13 protein-coding genes are annotated in these 16,244 nt (G+C 75.5%); 6 read left to right on the top strand and 7 right to left on the bottom strand.

The window, feature by feature from the left end:
• Positions 1 to 168 precede the first annotated feature (168 nt).
• The gene (locus tag ACFVGS_RS30855) at positions 169 to 1,818 is read right to left on the bottom strand and encodes a hypothetical protein (RefSeq protein WP_384420390.1); all 1,650 of its coding nucleotides are present in this window, start codon (positions 1,816 to 1,818) and stop codon (positions 169 to 171) included.
• Positions 1,819 to 1,855: 37 nt separating this feature from the next.
• Complete coding sequence (locus ACFVGS_RS30850; RefSeq protein ID WP_128976945.1) at positions 1,856 to 2,050, bottom strand: hypothetical protein; 195 nt, start codon at positions 2,048 to 2,050, stop codon at positions 1,856 to 1,858.
• 298 nt (positions 2,051 to 2,348) lie between these two features.
• Here ACFVGS_RS30850 and ACFVGS_RS30845 point away from each other — a divergent pair, with 298 nt between their 5' ends.
• The 6 genes from ACFVGS_RS30845 (at position 2,349) to ACFVGS_RS30820 (ending at position 11,794) form a co-directional block, all read left to right on the top strand.
• Complete coding sequence (locus ACFVGS_RS30845; RefSeq protein ID WP_384420387.1) at positions 2,349 to 2,747, top strand: ankyrin repeat domain-containing protein; 399 nt, start codon at positions 2,349 to 2,351, stop codon at positions 2,745 to 2,747.
• 253 nt (positions 2,748 to 3,000) lie between these two features.
• Positions 3,001 to 4,422, top strand: coding sequence for a HEAT repeat domain-containing protein (locus tag ACFVGS_RS30840; protein ID WP_385695069.1), 1,422 nt, complete (start codon positions 3,001 to 3,003; stop codon positions 4,420 to 4,422).
• Positions 4,423 to 4,576: 154 nt separating this feature from the next.
• Positions 4,577 to 5,704 carry a glycosyltransferase family 4 protein gene (locus ACFVGS_RS30835; protein WP_385695066.1) on the top strand — a complete coding sequence of 376 codons (1,128 nt, stop codon included), beginning with the start codon at positions 4,577 to 4,579 and terminating at the stop codon, positions 5,702 to 5,704.
• Positions 5,705 to 5,799: 95 nt separating this feature from the next.
• Entirely contained in the window at positions 5,800 to 6,954 is a 1,155-nt protein-coding gene (locus tag ACFVGS_RS30830; protein WP_385695077.1) for a glycosyltransferase, read from the top strand.
• A complete protein-coding gene (locus tag ACFVGS_RS30825) occupies positions 6,951 to 8,204 on the top strand; it encodes a GDSL-type esterase/lipase family protein (RefSeq protein WP_385695063.1) in 1,254 nt (417 codons plus the stop codon). The genes ACFVGS_RS30830 and ACFVGS_RS30825 overlap by 4 nt, the downstream gene beginning before the upstream one ends.
• On the top strand, positions 8,201 to 11,794 hold the full coding sequence (locus ACFVGS_RS30820; RefSeq protein ID WP_385695060.1) for a hydantoinase B/oxoprolinase family protein: 3,594 nt from the start codon (positions 8,201 to 8,203) through the stop codon (positions 11,792 to 11,794). The genes ACFVGS_RS30825 and ACFVGS_RS30820 overlap by 4 nt, the downstream gene beginning before the upstream one ends.
• A gap of 9 nt (positions 11,795 to 11,803) precedes the next feature.
• On the opposite strand, the gene ACFVGS_RS30815 is transcribed toward ACFVGS_RS30820, so the two are convergent.
• Genes ACFVGS_RS30815 through ACFVGS_RS30795 form a run of 5 tightly spaced genes read right to left on the bottom strand, consistent with a single transcriptional unit; the run spans position 11,804 to position 16,181 of the window.
• On the bottom strand, positions 11,804 to 12,667 hold the full coding sequence (locus ACFVGS_RS30815) for a biotin-dependent carboxyltransferase family protein (protein WP_385695057.1): 864 nt from the start codon (positions 12,665 to 12,667) through the stop codon (positions 11,804 to 11,806).
• Complete coding sequence (locus ACFVGS_RS30810; RefSeq protein ID WP_384420366.1) at positions 12,664 to 13,290, bottom strand: allophanate hydrolase subunit 1; 627 nt, start codon at positions 13,288 to 13,290, stop codon at positions 12,664 to 12,666. The genes ACFVGS_RS30815 and ACFVGS_RS30810 overlap by 4 nt, the downstream gene beginning before the upstream one ends.
• Entirely contained in the window at positions 13,287 to 14,051 is a 765-nt protein-coding gene (locus ACFVGS_RS30805; RefSeq protein ID WP_384420364.1) for a LamB/YcsF family protein, read from the bottom strand. Before ACFVGS_RS30805 ends, ACFVGS_RS30810 begins: the two co-directional genes overlap by 4 nt.
• A 49-nt stretch (positions 14,052 to 14,100) precedes the next feature.
• Positions 14,101 to 14,904, bottom strand: a complete 804-nt coding sequence (locus ACFVGS_RS30800) for a putative hydro-lyase (RefSeq protein ID WP_385695053.1) — start codon at positions 14,902 to 14,904, stop codon at positions 14,101 to 14,103.
• Positions 14,901 to 16,181, bottom strand: a complete 1,281-nt coding sequence (locus tag ACFVGS_RS30795) for an MFS transporter (protein ID WP_385695050.1) — start codon at positions 16,179 to 16,181, stop codon at positions 14,901 to 14,903. Before ACFVGS_RS30795 ends, ACFVGS_RS30800 begins: the two co-directional genes overlap by 4 nt.
• Between the last annotated feature and the right edge of the window lie 63 nt (positions 16,182 to 16,244).

The raw sequence follows: 16,244 nt of genomic DNA, 5'->3' as shown, positions 1-16,244 counted from the left end.
TGGCGCCGGGGGTCTGGGGGCGTTCTCAACCCACCTTAAACCCCGGGGCGGGCTGCGCCAACTGCCGGGGGGCCCCCCCCCCTTCCGCGTCTCCGCGGTGTCCCGGTCTCTTCCGGATCTCGGCCGGGTCCTGATCCGGAAGAAACGGCCTACGTCGCTCCCGGGCGCTCAGCCCTCCGCCGGGACCGGCGAGGGGACCGGGGCCGGGCCGGGGTCCTTGCGGGGCGTCGGAGCCGTGTCCGTGTCCAGATCCGGTACGAGGCCGGACGCCGGGGCGGGGCCGGGCGGCGGCTCGATCGCGGTGATCGTCGCCGTACGGCGCTCCGGCAGCAGCTCCAGGACGGCGCGGCGGTGCGCCTCGCTGGTCGCGTCGTCGTACGGGTCCGGCGTCGCCGGGACCTGGAGGCGCAGCACCGGGCCGGTGCCGAGGCGGGCGTAGCCGCGGCCCGGCGGGACGTCCGGCACCGGCGTGGTGTGCGGTCCGGTGCCCAGCACCGCCGCGATCTGGTCGGGCGCGGCGGGCCCGAGCACGACCCGGGCACGGGTGTGGCTCCGTACCGTCTCGCCGAGCGCGTCCAGGCTGTCGAACTGCTCCGCGACCACGACCGTCACGGACGCGGCCCGGCCGTGCCGCAGCGGCACCTGGAGCAGGTCCTGGGGGTCGGGGCGGCCGTCGGCGGCGGCCAGGTGGCCGAGCACGCTCGGCCGGTCGAGCAGGATCCACAGCGGGCGGCGGGTGTCCTCGGGCGCGGGACGGCCCGACTGGCGGGCGCGGTTGGCGGCGATCAGCCGCCGCTCGGTCTCGTGCGCCGCCCACTCCAGGCTGGCCAGGGCACCCGAGAGCCCGCACTCGACGGCGAGCACCCCGTCGCGGCCGACCAGGCACGCGTACTCGCCGGTGCCGCCGCCCTCGACGATCAGCACGTCGCCGTGCGGCAGCGCCTGCAGGGCGACCGACCGCAGCAGGGAGCTCGTGCCGCTGCCCGGCTGGCCGACGGCCAGCAGGTGCGGCTCGGTGGAGCGGGGACCGGTGCGCCACACCACGGCCGGGGCGTCCTCGGTCCCGTCCGAGGCGCGGACCGGCACGGTCCGCTGCACGGCGTCGGCGTCGGTGAAGCCGAGCACGGTCTCGCCTGGCACGGTGACGAAGCGCTGGGCGGCGATGGTCGTGGGCAGCGCGGGCAGCACCCGCATGGTGAGCCGGTTGCCCTCCTCGTCCCAGTCGAAGTGGTACTCGCGGCCCCGGCCCGACTTGGCGTGCAGCAGCTGCTCGATCCGGGCCCGGGCGGCCGGCTCGCCGTCGGTGAAGTAGGGAGGGTAGGAGATCCGCAGCCGGGTGAGCCGGCCGTCCTCGTCGAAGGCGTGGTCCCCGAAGGCCGTGCTCCAGTCGCCGCCGTGGGCGAAGAGCGGGTCGGGGTCGTCGGGCAGCGAGAGGTACGGCACCAGTGCCTCGTAGAGGCCCTTCAGCCGGGCGATCTCCGCGTCGTCGGGCCCGGTCTTGACGACCGGGCGCTCACGCCCCTGCCAGGCGGCCGCCCCCATCAGCGCGACGAGCGCGAGGAGCGGGCCGTACGGCACGAGGGCGACGACCAGGACGCAGGCCGCGACCAGGAACAGCGTAGGACCGCGCCGCTCCTTGGGGGTCGCGGCCCACTTGGCGCGCGCGGTCGCGGCCAGCTTCCGCAGACCACGCGAGATGGTGATCAGCGGGTGGAGCACATCGGTGGCGCTGTCGGCGGCCGTGCGCGCGATCTCTCGGCTGCGAGCGATCTGTGCGCTGCCGCTGCTCAGAATGCGGGGAAGTGGTCGCCGGGCCACGTCGTACTCCTGAGGTGGTGGAAGGGGATGAAGGGCGTCAGAACTTGATCCCGCCCAAGAGGCTGGCGAGGCTCTGGCCGCCGGCGGTGATGCTGGGGGCGATGGCGGTGCCCGCGAGGTAGAAGCCGAAGAGCGCGCAGACGAGGGCGTGCGAGGCCTTGAGTCCGTCCTTCTTGAAGAACAGGAAGCAGATGATGCCGAGCAGGACCACGCCTGAGATGGACAGGATCATGAGGTGTTCTCCTGGTTGAGGGGACAGTCACCTTGAGTCCTTCCAGGTTCACAGCAAGTATCTATGTGATTAAAGGTGCATATGGGTGAATGGCTGGCGATTTCACTTGACCGGCGGACGCGGGTGTCTCTCCGGGTGGCGAAACGCGCCGGGTGCGGTAGTGCACCGGCCAGGGGACGGGCCGCGGTTGATCCTTGCCGCGGCGGAGCCCCCTCATGTCGTCCGACGGGCAGTACCCTGTCGATTCACTCGTACGGCCGCGCCTGCCGTGCGGGCCGAGCACGAAGGGTTGTGAACGATGAGCGAGAACGAGACCCCGGACCCCGAGGTCGTCGAGCTGGCCTCCAAGGTCTTCGACCTGGCCCGCGCCGGCGACGCGGTGACCCTGGCCGCCTACCTCGACGCGGGCGTCCCGGCGAACCTCACGAACGAGAAGGGTGACTCGCTCGTCATGCTCGCCGCCTACCACGGCCACGCCGAGGCCGTCACCGCGCTGCTCACCCGCGGCGCCGACGCCGACGCCGCCAACGACCGCGGCCAGACCCCGCTCGCCGGCGCCGTCTTCAAGGGCGAGGACGCGGTGGTCCGCGCCCTCCTCTCCGGCGGCGCGAATCCGGAAGCGGGGACTCCGTCCGCCGTGGATACCGCGCGGATGTTTGGGAAGACGGAACTCCTGGAGCTCTTCGGAGTTCGCTGACATCCCAGGTGAACGACGGCTGAACCCCAGGTGAGACAGCGCCGTAAATGTGGTCGCGGTGGCGAAATGGGTGGGTCATCATGACGTCGGGCCCGCAGGGGGCCACCGACGAGAGGCAGAGGAAGATGGTCACTGACAAGCGCAGGACGACGGGCGGCCCGACATGTTGCCGCGCGGCCTAGGCGAACAGCCTGACCCGGTTCATCCCGGATTCCCCCCGGTCGTGTCGACAGCTTGATGTGAGGCGTCTTCCATGTTCGATCCAGTCATAGCGCCGAGCGGCACCTTGCTCGGTCTGCTGCAGAGGGGCCGCGGCGACGGCACCCTCCACGCGCTCGCCGCGCCACGCGCCGAGGCCCTCGCGGCCCTCAACCACTGCGTGCTCGACGACCCCCGCCACGACTGGCGGGTCGAGAACCGCTCCCTCTACTACGCGCGGCTGTACCTGGACCTCCACGGAGGCCTCGAGGAGATCGAGGCGCACCTCTTCGCGGCCGAGGACCACCTCGACGACGAGGAGTCCAGGACCGGGCTCGCGCTCGCCGTCCTCGGCCACCTCGCCTCCTACGGACGCCGCGACGCCCTGCTGCTCCTGCGGCGCTACGCCGCCGGCGGCAGCAACTGGGCCTGGGCCCTCGACGAGCTCGCGCTGCGCGACGACGACGCGGGCCTGCGCGCCCTCGCCGAGCCCGTGCTCGCCCGCTTCCCGGCCACGCCCGAGGGCGAGGCCGAGCTCGCCGCCACCGTCCGTGACGCCTTCGAGCCGCGGCCCTGGCGACTGTGGGCCGACGATCCCCGCGAGTCCGTCGGCGCCCGCATCCGGGCCGCCCGCGAACAGGGATCCTTCGACCGCTGGCAGCGCCAGCTCCGCCCCACCGGGCCCCGGCCCGGCTGGAGCGTCCAGGCCGTCCTCGACTGGGCCCAGGAGGGCCACGAGCGCGGCGCCGAACTGCACGGGCCCGCCGCCCGCTGCCTGGTCGCCGTCGCCGGACCCGAGGACCGCGAGACGATCCTCACGGTCGCGAGCGGCGGCCCGGACGGCGCCCGCTGCGCCGCCCTGCACTACCTCGCCGAGGCAGGGGACCCCGCCGTCCTCGACCTCGTCGAACGCGCCGTGGGCGACGGCTCCCGCGTCGTCGCCGAGGCCGCCGTCACCGCGTACCGGCGCATGAGCGGCGAAGCCGCCGTCGACCGCGCCCGCGGCTGGATCCACCGCCCCGACGAGCTCGGCGCCGCCGCCGCCGGGATGCTCGCCTGCCGCGGCGGCTCCGAGGACTCCCCCCTCGTCCTCGGCGCCCTCCGCGAGACGGTGCGCTCCCAGGGCCCGGACGCCCCGGCCCTCTACTCCCTCGTGGACGGCGCCGGACGCCTCGGCATCGTCTGCGCGGCGCCCGTGCTGCGCCACGTCTACCGCGAGACCGCCTCCTCCCACCTCCGCGGCCGCACCGCCCGTGCCCTCGCCGCCACCGACTCCGGCTTCGCGACCGGCTTCGCCGTCGAGTGCCTGTGGGACTGCGAGGAGACCACCCGCGAGGTCGCCGCGCTCCATGCCGAGACCGGTGACGTGCGCGTCGCCGAACGCCTGCGCAGGCTGGCCGCCGATCCCGCCGAGGAGGCGGAGGTCCAGGACGCGGTGCGCAACCGGATAGGGCCGGACCTCGACCTCCAGGTCTGACCGCAGCGCCACGGGGGTGGCCCCCAACGGCCACCCCCGGCACCGCACGTACGTCCCGGGCCGCCGCGCGCCCGGGGAAAACGCTCATGGGACGTTTCCCGGCCGTCCAGATCCACTTTGACGGGTACACGCCGGATCCGACGACAACACGGGTATGCGTGTCGTCATCGTCACCGAGTCCTTCCCGCCCGACGTCAACGGTGTGGCCCACACGGCCCTGCAGACCGCCCGCCACCTCGTCCGCCGCGGCCACGACCCCCTCGTCGTCGCCCCCGCGGCCCCCGCATCCGCCCCGGGAACGGACGCCGACGCGCCGTGCCCCGTGATCCGGGTGCCCTCGCTCCCGCTGCCCGGCTATCCCCAGGTCCGCGTCGCCCTGCCCAGCCGCCGCGTCGCCGCCGCCATCGCCGCCCACCGGGCGGACCTCGTCCACCTCGCCAGCCCCTTCGTCCTCGGCGTACGCGGCATGACCGCCGCCACCCGCCTCGGCCTGCCGGCCGTCGCCGTCTACCAGACCGACCTCGCCGGATACGCCCGCACCTACATGGGCGCCGGCGAGTCCGCCGCCTGGCGCCGGCTGCGCGCCGTGCACGGCGCGGCCGACCGCACCCTCGCCCCGTCCACCGCCGCCGTCAGCGACCTGGAGGCGCACGGCATCGGGCGGGTACGGCTCTGGGGACGCGGGGTCGACACCGCACGGTTCCGGCCCGGGCTGCGCGACGAGGCGCTGCGCCGAAGACTCGCTCCCGGCGGGGAGGTCCTCGTCGGTTACGTGGGACGGCTCGCGCCCGAGAAGCGCGTCGACCTGCTCGGCGGGGTCTGCGGGCTGCGCGGCGTCCGGGTCGTGGTGGTCGGCGACGGCCCCAGCGAGCCCGGCCTGCGGACCGCCCTGCCCGGGGCCGTCTTCCTCGGCCGGCGCACCGGCGACGAACTGGCGCGGATCTTCGCCTCGCTCGACGTCTTCGCGCACACCGGGCCGTACGAGACCTTCTGCCAGACCGTCCAGGAGGCCATGGCCAGCGGCGTGCCCGTCGTCGCCCCCGCCGTCGGCGGCCCCCTCGACCTCGTCGCCCACCGCCGTACCGGACTGCTCGTGCCGCCGGACGATCCCGACGGGCTGCGGACGGCGGTGGCCGCGCTCGCCGCCGCGCCGGAGCTCCGTGCGGTGTACGGCGCGGCCGGCCGGGCCGCGGTCGGGCGCCGGACCTGGGAGGCGATCGGCGACGAGCTGATCGGCCACTACCGGGAGGTGCTGCGCGAGCGGACGGCGGTGGCGGCGTGAACGGCGCCGGCGCGGCGGGGAACACCCGGGCGGCGGGCCGGGCCGGCGCACCCGGAACGGCAGGAGGTACGGCACGGCACTCGGCAGGCGGCCCGCTGCGGATCGTCCGGCTCGCCAACTTCGTCACCCCGACCTCCGGAGGGCTGCGCACCGCCCTCGACCAGCTCGGCCGCGGCTACCGGGCCGCGGGCCACGAACCCGTCCTCGTCGTACCCGGCGACACGGCCGGCGACGCCGAGACCGAGCAGGGCCGGGTGATCACCCTGCCAGGGCCGGAGATCCCCGGCACCGGCGGCTACCGCGTCCTCTCCGACCGGCGCGGCCTGCGCCGGCTCCTCGAGGAACTCGCGCCCGACCGCCTGGAGGTCTCCGACCGGACCACCCTGCGCTGGACGGGGGAGTGGGCGCGCCGCGCCCGGGTGCCGTCCGTCATGGTCTCGCACGAGACCGCCGACGGGGTGCTCCGCACCTGGGGCGTCCCGCCCGCGCTCGCCGCACGGGCGGCGGACCGGCTCAACCGCCTTACCGCCTGGGCCTATTCGCGGATCGTGTGCACGACGGAGTGGGCGGAGCGGGAGTTCGTACGGATCGGGGCGCGGAACGTCGTCCGCGCCCCGCTCGGGGTGGACCTGGACCGCTGCCGGCCGGAGCGGCGCGGCACGGCGCCGCGGGACCGGTACGCGGGCGGCGAGCGGGTGCTGCTCGCGCTGTGCTCGCGCCTCTCGGTCGAGAAGTGCCCGCTCGTCGCGCTCGACGTGCTGGGCGTGCTGCGCGCCCAGGGCGTGCGGGCGGCCCTGGTGGTGGCGGGGGAGGGGCCGCTGCGGAGCACGATGGAACGCCGCGCGCGGGAGCTGCGGCTGCCGGTGCGGTTCCTCGGCCACGTCGCCGACCGCGAGGCCCTGGCCGACCTCCAGGCCGCCGCCGACGTGTGCCTGGCGCCGGGGCCGGCCGAGACGTTCGGCCTCGCGGCCCTCGAAGCCCTCGCCTGCGGCACCCCGGTCGTCTGCAGCGCGTCCTCCGCGCTGCCCGAGGTCGTCGCGGACGCCGGTGCCTGCGCGCCCGACGACCCGGCCGCCCTCGCCCGCGCCGTCCGCACGGTGCTCGCCCGCCCGGAGCCCCTCCGCCGCGCCACCGCCCGCGCCCGCGCCGAACTCTTCTCCTGGCCCCGCGCCACCGCCGCCTTCCTGGCGGCCCACGACGCACCACCGGCCCCCTTCCCCGGCGCCCCGCGACAGGAGCTCGTCCGATGACGACCGAGGCCGAAGCGTCGACCGGGCGGGCCGCCGACGGACGGCCGGCCCGGGCCGGCACCGACCGGCACCGGCGGCCTGGCACCTACCAGCCGAGCCCGCCCGGCACCCACGGGTCTGACGGGTCCGACCGGCCTGGCCCGCCTGCCCGGCCTGGCACCGGCTGGTCCGGCACCGACCGGCCCGGCACCGACCGGTCGGACTGGCCTGGCGCCGACCGAACTGGCCCGCCCGGCACCGGCGCCGCGCCGGCCGACCGGCCGGGCAGGACTGGCACCTACCAGTCCAGCCCGCCCGGCACCGACGGGTCTGACGGATCCGACCGTCCTGGCCCGCCTGACCGGCCTGGCATCGACCGGTCCAGCCCGCCCAGCACCGGCCGGTCCGGCACCGGTGTCGCGCCGGCCCCCGCTTCCGCCGTCACCCGCTTCGTCGTGCTCGGGGACTCCCTCAGCGAGGGGGTCGGTGACCGGGTCGGGGACGGCTGGCGGGGGTGGGCGGCGCTGCTGGCCGAGGGGGTTCCGGGCGGGCGGGAGGAGGTCGCGTTCACCAACCTCGCCGTCAGCGGGGCGCAGAGCCGTGACGTGGCCGAGGCGCAGCTGGCCCGGGCGCTGGCGCTGCGGCCGCAGCTCGCGTCCGTGGTCGTCGGCGTCAACGACACGCTGCGCCGCACCTTCGACATCGGGCTGCTCGCCCGCCGGCTCGACCGGGTGTGCGCCGAACTCGCCGCGAGCGGGGCCGTCCTGCTCACCGCCTGTCTGCCCGACCCCGGCCGGATGCTCGGGCTGCCCGCCCCGCTGGCCCGGCCGCTGGCCCGGCGGCAGCGGGCCGTGAACGCCGTGGTGCACGCCCTGTCCGAGCGCCACGACGCCGTGCACCTGCACCTCGACGCGCCCGCGTGGACCGAGGACCGCTCGCTGTGGAGCGCGGACCGGCTGCACCCCGGCGAGCGCGGCCACCGTGCCGTCGCCGCCGCCTTCCACCGGCTCCTCGCGGAACGCGGCCTCGCCCGCGGCACGGCGCCCTCCACCGAACCGGAGGAGCCGCCGCCCACCCGCGCGGACGCGCTGCGCTGGCTCGCGACCGCCGGCACCGCCTGGGTCGTACGCCGCTGCGGAGACCTGCTGCCGCAGCTGCTGCTGCTCGCCGCCACCGAGATCCGGCACGACGCCACCGGCTCCCGCGCCCTGCTCGACGCCCGCGCCGAAGCCGCCCTCTCCCGCGCCCTCGCGGCCACAATGAGGGCATGACCGGACGCTGGGAGTTCTGGATCGACCGCGGCGGCACCTTCACGGACGTTGTGGGCCGGCGCCCCGACGGGCGGCTCGTCACCCGCAAGCTGCTCTCGCACGACCCGGCCCGCCCCCATGACGCCGCCGTCGCCGGCATCCGGCTGCTCCTCGGCCTCGCACCCGGCGAACCGGTCCCCGCCGAGCGGGTCGCCGTGGTCAAGATGGGCACCACCGTCGCCACCAACGCCCTCCTGGAGCGGCGCGGCGAGCCCACGCTCCTGCTCGTCACCACCGGCTTCCGCGACGCCCTGCGCATCGCGTACCAGAACCGCCCCCGCATCTTCGACCGCCACATCGTGCTGCCCGAGGCGGTGTACGCGCGCGTGGCCGAGGTTCCCGAGCGGGTCGACGCCCACGGCGAGGTCGTCACGCCGCTCGACGAGGACGCCGTCGTCACCGCCCTGGCGGCCGCCCACCGCGACGGCCTGCGCTCCGCCGCCGTCGTCCTGCTCCACGGCTACCGCCGGCCCGACCACGAGCTCCGGGTCGCCGAGCTCGCCCGCGCCGCCGGCTTCACCCAGGTCAGCTGTTCCCACGAGGTCAGCCCGCTGATCAGGCTCGTCCCGCGCGGGGACACCACCGTCGTCGACGCCTACCTGTCGCCGATCCTGCGCCGGTACGTCGACGAGGTCGCCCGCGAACTCGCCGGGATCCGGCTGATGTTCATGCAGTCCAACGGCGGGCTGCGCGAGGCCGCGCACTTCCGCGGCAAGGACGCCGTCCTGTCGGGCCCGGCGGGCGGCGTCGTCGGGGCGGCCCGCACCTCGCGCGAGGCCGGCCACGACCGGGTCATCGGCTTCGACATGGGCGGCACCTCCACCGACGTCTCGCACTACGCGGGCGAGTTCGAGCGCGAGCTCGGCACCCAGGTCGCCGGCGTGCGGATGCGCGCCCCGATGATGAGCATCCACACGGTCGCCGCCGGCGGCGGCTCCGTGCTCCGTTACGACGGCCAGCGCTACCGCGTCGGCCCCGACTCCGCCGGCGCCGTTCCCGGCCCCGCCTGCTACCGCCGCGGCGGCCCGCTCACGGTGACCGACGCCAACGTGATGCTCGGCCGGATCCAGGCCGCGCACTTCCCGGCCGTGTTCGGCGAGCACGGCGACCAGCCGCTCGACGCCGGCGTCGTCCGGGATCGCTTCACCGCCCTCGCCGCCGAGATCGGCGGCGGCCGCACGCCCGAGCAGGTCGCGGCGGGATTCCTGGAGATCGCCCTCCTCAGCATGGCGAACGCCGTCAAGAAGATCTCCGTGCAGCGCGGCCACGACGTCACCCGCTACGCCCTCACCTGCTTCGGCGGCGCCGGCGGCCAGCACGCCTGCGCCGTCGCCGACGCGCTGGGCGTCGACACCGTCCTCGTACCGCCGCTCGCCGGAGTCCTCTCCGCGTACGGGATCGGGCTCGCCGACGCCACCGCCATGCGGGAGCGGTCCGTCGAGGCGGAACTCGACGCCGGGGACACCGCCGAGAGCGTCACCCGCCTGTGCGGCGAACTCGCCGCCCGCACCCGCCAGGAGCTGCGCGCCGACGGACTGCCCGACGACGCGATCACCACCCACGCGCGCGTGCTGCTGCGTTACGCGGGCACCGACGCGAGCCTCGCGGTACCGCTCGCCGAACCGGAAGAGATGAAAACCGCGTTCACGGCCCTTCACCAGAAGCGCTACGGCTTCACCACGGACGCCCCGCTCGTCGTCGAGGCCGTCTCCGTGGAGGCCGTCGGCACCGCGGGACCGCACGGGCCCGTCGCCGTCCCCCAGGGCACGCGGACGGGCCGACTCACGCCCCGGGCCACGGTGACGGCGTACAGCGGAGGAGCGCCCGCCCCGACACCGCTGCACCGCCGCGAGGACCTGCGCCCCGGCGACGGCGTCACCGGCCCCGCGATCCTCGCCGAGGCCGACGCCACCACCGTCGTCGAACCCGGCTGGCGGGCCACCGCCACGGACACCGGCCACCTCCTGCTGCGGCGCGTCACGCCCCGCCCCGCGCGCACGGCCGCCGGCACCGACGTCGACCCCGTCCTCCTGGAGGTCTTCAACAACCTCTTCATGGCGATCGCCGAGCAGATGGGCGTACGCCTGGAGAACACCGCACGCTCCGTCAACATCAAGGAGCGGCTGGACTTCTCCTGCGCCCTCTTCGACCCCGAGGGCAACCTCATCGCCAACGCGCCCCACATCCCGGTCCACCTCGGCTCCATGGGCGAGTCCATCAAGGAGGTGCTGCGCCGCAACGAGGGCGAGCTGCGCCCCGGTGACGTGTACGCCATCAACGACCCCTACCACGGCGGCACCCATCTGCCCGACGTCACCGTCGTCACCCCGGTGTTCGACGACGCCGGCGACCGGCTGCTGTTCCTCGTCGCCTCGCGCGGCCACCACGCCGAGATCGGCGGCATCACGCCCGGCTCCATGCCCGCCTTCAGCCGCACCGTCGACGAGGAGGGCGTCCTCTTCGACAACTGGCTGCTCGTCCGCGACGGACGGCTGCGCGAGGCCGAGACCCGCGCCCTGCTCACCGGCGCCCCCCACCCCTCGCGCGACCCCGACACCAACATCGCCGACCTGCGCGCCCAGATCGCCGCCAACGAGAAGGGCATCGAGGAACTGCGCAAGACCGTCGACCAGTTCGGCCTCGACGTCGTCCACGCCTACATGCGGCACGTGCGCGCCAACGCCGAGGAGTCCGTCCGCCGCATCGTCGCCGGCCTCCGCGACGGCTCCTGCCGCTACGAGACCGACGACGGCTCCGTCATCCAGGTGACCGTCACCGTCGACCGCGAACGGCGCTCCGCCGTCATCGACTTCACCGGCACCTCGGCGCAGCGCCCCGGCAACACCAACGCCCCCACGTCCGTGGTCATGGCCGCCGTCCTGTACGTGTTCCGCACCCTCGTCGACGACGACATCCCGCTCAACAGCGGCTGCCTGGAACCCCTCGACGTGCGCGTCCCGCCCGGCTCGATGCTCGCCCCCGTCCACCCCGCCGCGACCGTCGCCGGCAACGTGGAGACCTCCCAGGCCGTCACCGGCGCCCTGTACGCGGCCCTCGGCGTCCAGGCGGAGGGCTCCGGCACGATGAACAACCTCACCTTCGGCAACGACCGCGTGCAGTACTACGAGACCGTCGCCAGCGGCTCCGGCGCCGGCGAGGGCTTCGACGGCGCCGACGCCGTGCAGACCCACATGACCAACTCCCGGCTCACCGACCCCGAGGTCCTGGAGTGGCGCCACCCGGTGCGGATCGACGCCTTCACCGTCCGCGAGAACGGCGGCGGCCGCGGCCGCTGGCACGGCGGCGCGGGCGTCGAGCGCCGCATCCGCTTCCTCGAACCCATGACGGTGACCCTGCTCACCGGCCACCGCCGCGTCCCGCCGTACGGCATGGCGGGCGGCGAGCCGGGCGCGCTCGGCGCCAACACGGTCGAACGCGCCGACGGCACCGTCGACCACCTCGCGGGCGTGGACACCACGGACGTCGGCCCGGGCGACGTCCTCGTCGTCCGTACCCCGGGCGGCGGAGGCTACGGTCCGCCGCCCCTGTGAACCCGGTTGTCAGCGGTACGGGACGAAGCGCACGGGCGTCCCCGGCACCGCCTGCGCCGCCGTCGCCAGGTCCGGCTCGCGGACGACGGCGACGACCGGATAGCCCCCGGTCGTCGGATGGTCGGCGAGGAAGACCACCGGGCGGCCGTCCGGCGGCACCTGTACCGCGCCCAAGGGCATGCCCTCGCTCGGCAGTTCGCCGTCCACGGCCCGCTCCAGGGCGGGTCCCTCCGTGCGCAGCCCGATGCGGTTGCTCGCCGGCGACACCCGCCACGCGCGCGTGGCGAGGGATTCCAGGGCGCCGGGCGTGAACCAGCCGTCGCGCGGACCGAGCCGGACCCGCAGGACGAGTTCGCCCGGCGGGCCCGGCCACGGCGGAGCGTCGACCGACCCCCGTACGGCCGTTTCCGCCCCCAGCGGCAGCACCGCCCCGTCCGCCAGCGGCGCCGGACCGAGCCCGGACAGCAGGTCGGTGGAGCGGCTGCCGAGCACCGGGTCGACGGCGACGCCGCCGCCGAAGCCCACGTACGAGCGCAGCCCGCGCACGGCCGCGCCCACCTCAAGGAGCTGTCCGGCGCCGACCCGCACCGCCGTGCCCCAGGCGGCGGGCCGGCCGTCCACCCGCACCGGGCACGGAGCGCCGCCCACCGCCACCGTCACCGCGCAGCGCGGCCGCACCGCGCAGCCGGTGAGGGTGGTCTCCAGGACGGCGGCCCCCTCGTCGTTGCCGAGCAGCCGGTTGACGAGCCGTGCGGCACCCGGGTCGAGCGCCCCGGAGCGCGGTACGCCCAGATGGGCGTGGCCCGCCCGCCCCAGGTCCTGGACGGTGGTCAGCGCCCCGGCCCGCACCACGGCGAAGGCACGATCGGTCATCGGCCCGCCGCCGTGAACCGCACCCGGGTGCCGGGCGAGAGCAGGGCGGCGGGCTCGCGGGCCGTGTCCCACAGCACCGCGTCCGTGCTGCCGATCAGCTGCCAGCCGCCCGGCGAGGACCGCGGGTACACCCCCGTGTACGGGCCCGCCAGGGCGACCGAGCCGGCCGGCACGGCGGTGCGCGGGGTGGCCCGGCGCGGGACCTCGTACCGCGGGCCGAGACCCGTGAGATAGCCGAAGCCCGGGGCGAACCCGCAGAACGCCACCCGGAACTCGGTGGCCGAGTGGATCCGCACGGCCGCCTCCACCGACACGCCCCACAGGGCGGCGACCTCGGCCAGATCGGGCCCGTCGTAGCGCACCGGCAGCTCCACGGTCGCCGCCACGCGCGCGTGGAGCGCGGGAACGTCCCAGGAGCGCAGCTCCGCCGCCAGCCGGTCGGGGGCGGCCACCCCTTCGAGCAGCACGGTCCGCGCCGCCGGCACGATCTCCCGCACGGCGGGCAGCGCGCCGGTCTCCCGGCGGCGCAGCAGCTCGGCGTGGAAGGCCTCGGTCGCCTCCCCGCTCACCAGCTCGACGAGCAGCCCGCGCTCGCCGACCCGGAACACCTTGCGTGCCCTCATGCGAAGGCCTCCACCCGGATGCCGGCGGACTCCAGGCCGGAGCGCACCCGGCGGGCGAGGTCCACGGCGCCGGGCGTGTCGCCGTGCAGGCACAGCGAACGGGCCCGTACCGGCACCGACCGACCGCAGTGCGCGGTCACCACCCCGAACCGGGCCATGGACACCGACCGCTCCACCACCTCGGCCGGTTCGTGCAGGACGGCACCCTCCTGCCCCCGTGGCAGCAGGGTGCCGTCGGCCCGGTACGCCCGGTCGCCGAACGCCTCGCCGACCACGGGCAGTCCGGCCTTCTCCGCGGCCGCGTGCAGCCGCGAACCGGGCAGCCCGAGCACCGGAAGACCGGGCGAGGCGAGCAGCACCCCGGCCACGACCGCCGCCGCCTGCTCCTCGTCGTGCACGACCCGGTTGTAGAGCGCGCCGTGCGGCTTGACGTACGCCACGGCGGAACCGGCGGCGCGGGCGAAGACCTCCAGGGCGCCGATCTGGTACGCGACCTCCGCGGCCAGCTCGTCCGCCGGCACGTCCATGGCGCGGCGCCCGAAGCCCGCGAGGTCGCGGTAGGAGACCTGGGCCCCGATGCGTACCCCGCGCTCGGCCGCGAGCGCGCACACGCGCCGCATCGTCGCCGCGTCTCCCGCGTGGAAGCCGCAGGCCACGTTGGCGCTGGTGACCACGGACAGCAGCCGCTCGTCGTCGGTGAGCGTCCAGCGTCCGAAGCCCTCGCCGAGGTCGGCGTTGAGGTCGATCGAGACCCGGGTCATGAGGGGTTTCCTTTCCTTTTCCGCACTGAGGAGCGCGTTTCCGCTCCGGTCACGCCGCGACGCGGTACTCCGCGTCCCGCACGTCCGTCACGAGCATCCGGCCCGGCGCGTGACTGATCGCGAACGGCGGCCGGGAGGCGGTCACCGCCGCCTGCGGCGTGACTCCGCAGGCCCAGAACACCGGCACGTCACCGGGTTCCGCGGCCACCGGGTCGCCGAAGTCCGGCCGGTCGAGGTCCCGGATGCCGAGCGCCGCCGGGTCGCCCGCGTGCACCGGCGCCCCGTGCACCGCGGGCAGCAGCCCGCTGATCCGGCGCGCGACGGGGACCAGGTCGGCCGGGACGGGCCGCATCGACACCACCATCGGGCCGCGCAGCCGTCCGGCCGGCCGGCAGGCCCGGTCGGTGACGTACATCGACACGTTCCGGCCCTGCTCGACGTGACGTAGCGGCACGCCCGCCCCGGCCAGCGCTCCCTCGAAGGTGAAGCTGCAGCCGATCAGGAACGACACGAGGTCGCCGCGCCAGTACGAGGTGACCTCGGTCGGCTCGTCGACGAGCCGGCCGTGCTCCCACACCCGGTAGCGCGGGATGTCCGTGCGCAGGTCGGCGTCGGGCGCGAGCGCGGTCCGCCAGGAGCCCGGGTCGGTGACGTCGAGGACCGGGCAGGGCCGCGGATTGCGGGTGCAGAACAGGAGGACGTCGTACGCCCAGTCCGCGGGCACCGCGATCAGATTGGCCTGGGTGTGGCCGGGGGCCCAGCCGGCCGTGGGGCCGCTCGCCCCGGCACGGGCACGCGCGCGTGCCGTACGGGCGTCGGGGACGGCGGGGCCGTTCGCGGAGGCCGTGCTCATACGAGTTCCCTCCCGCGGGTCTCCGGCAGGCCGAGCAGGGCGACGACGGCGAGCCCGTAGCCGACGGCGCCGAACACCAGCGCCCCGCCGACGCCCCAGCTGTCGGCGAGGAAGCCGACCAGGGTGGGGAAGAGGGCGCCGACCGCGCGCCCGGTGTTGTAGGTGAGGCCCTGTCCGGTGCCGCGCACGGCCGTCGGGTACAGCTCCGCGAGGAAGGAGCCGAAACCGCTGAAGATGGCGGACATGCAGAAGCCGAGCGGGAAGCCGAGGACGAGCAGCAGGTCGTTCGCTCCCTCGGGGATCCGGGTGTAGGCGAGGACGGCCACGGCCGAGAGCACCGCGAACAGCGCGATGTTCTTCTTCCGGCCGAGCCGGTCGGTGAGGTGACCGCCGGTCAGGTAGCCGGTGAAGGCACCCGAGATGAGGAAGGTGAGATAGCCGCCGGTGCCGACGACCGTGAGGCCCCGCTCGGTCTTGAGGAAGGTCGGGACCCAGGTGGCGAGCGTGTAGTAGCCGCCCTGGACACCGGTCGACAGCAGGGTCGCGAAGAGGGTGGTGCGCAGCAGCGGCCCTCTGAGGACCGCGGTGAAGGAGCCGCGCTCCGCGCTCGCGCGGCGCACCTCGTCGGCCTTCGGGGCGTCCTGGACGTTGCGCCGCACGTACACGACGAGCAGCGCGGGCAGGGCGCCGGTCCAGAACATGACCCGCCAGGCGGTGTCGGCGTCGACGAACTGGAAGACCAGGGTGTAGACGATCACGGCGAGCGCCCAGCCGGCCGCCCACGCGCTCTGGACGCCGCCGAGGGTGCGGCCCCGGTGCCGGGCGGAGGCGTACTCGGCGACGAGGATGGCGCCGACCGCCCACTCGCCGCCGAAGCCGAGGCCCTGGAGGGCGCGGAAGACCATCAGGGTCTCGTAGTTCGGCGCGAAGCCGCACAGGACGGTGAAGAGCGCGTACGTGACGACCGTGATCATCAGCGCCCGGACCCGTCCGATGCGGTCGGCGAGGATGCCGGCGAGCGCGCCGCCCACGGCGGAGACCACCAGGGTGACGGTGGTGAGGAGCCCGGTCTGGCCCTTGTCGAGGCCGAAGTAGGCGGCGACGGCCACCATCGACAGCGGCAGCGTGAAGAAGTCGTACGAGTCGAGGGCGTAGCCGCCGAACGCCCCGCCGAAGGCGCGCCTGCCGCGCGGCCCGAGGGCGCGGAGCCAGGCGAAGGCGCCCGTGTCGTCGGGCCGTTCGCCCGGGGTCCGCCGCTGGGTCTGGGTCGTGCTCATCTGCACCTCGCAGGAGGAAGGAGGGGTGCGGGAGAGACGTGCTGAAGAGCGGTGCGGTGTCGT

Source organism: Streptomyces sp. NPDC127114, from assembly GCF_042677525.1.
In the GTDB taxonomy this organism is placed as follows: domain Bacteria; phylum Actinomycetota; class Actinomycetes; order Streptomycetales; family Streptomycetaceae; genus Streptomyces.
The sequence above is the reverse complement of the archived record's forward strand: the minus strand, read 5'-3'. Positions and strand labels throughout refer to the sequence as shown.

Bases quoted from the DNA above. Each gene is read 5' to 3' on its own strand.
- ACFVGS_RS30820 (WP_385695060.1), top strand. From the start codon at position 8,201: ATGACCGGACGCTGGGAGTTCTGGATCGACCGCGGCGGCACCTTCACG.
- ACFVGS_RS30815 (WP_385695057.1), bottom strand. From the start codon at position 12,667: ATGACCGATCGTGCCTTCGCCGTGGTGCGGGCCGGGGCGCTGACCACC.
- ACFVGS_RS30850 (WP_128976945.1), bottom strand. From the start codon at position 2,050: ATGATCCTGTCCATCTCAGGCGTGGTCCTGCTCGGCATCATCTGCTTC.
- ACFVGS_RS30835 (WP_385695066.1), top strand. From the start codon at position 4,577: ATGCGTGTCGTCATCGTCACCGAGTCCTTCCCGCCCGACGTCAACGGT.
- ACFVGS_RS30805 (WP_384420364.1), bottom strand. From the start codon at position 14,051: ATGACCCGGGTCTCGATCGACCTCAACGCCGACCTCGGCGAGGGCTTC.
- ACFVGS_RS30825 (WP_385695063.1), top strand. From the start codon at position 6,951: ATGACGACCGAGGCCGAAGCGTCGACCGGGCGGGCCGCCGACGGACGG.
- ACFVGS_RS30845 (WP_384420387.1), top strand. From the start codon at position 2,349: ATGAGCGAGAACGAGACCCCGGACCCCGAGGTCGTCGAGCTGGCCTCC.
- ACFVGS_RS30810 (WP_384420366.1), bottom strand. From the start codon at position 13,290: ATGAGGGCACGCAAGGTGTTCCGGGTCGGCGAGCGCGGGCTGCTCGTC.
- ACFVGS_RS30800 (WP_385695053.1), bottom strand. From the start codon at position 14,904: ATGAGCACGGCCTCCGCGAACGGCCCCGCCGTCCCCGACGCCCGTACG.
- ACFVGS_RS30795 (WP_385695050.1), bottom strand. From the start codon at position 16,181: ATGAGCACGACCCAGACCCAGCGGCGGACCCCGGGCGAACGGCCCGAC.
- ACFVGS_RS30840 (WP_385695069.1), top strand. From the start codon at position 3,001: ATGTTCGATCCAGTCATAGCGCCGAGCGGCACCTTGCTCGGTCTGCTG.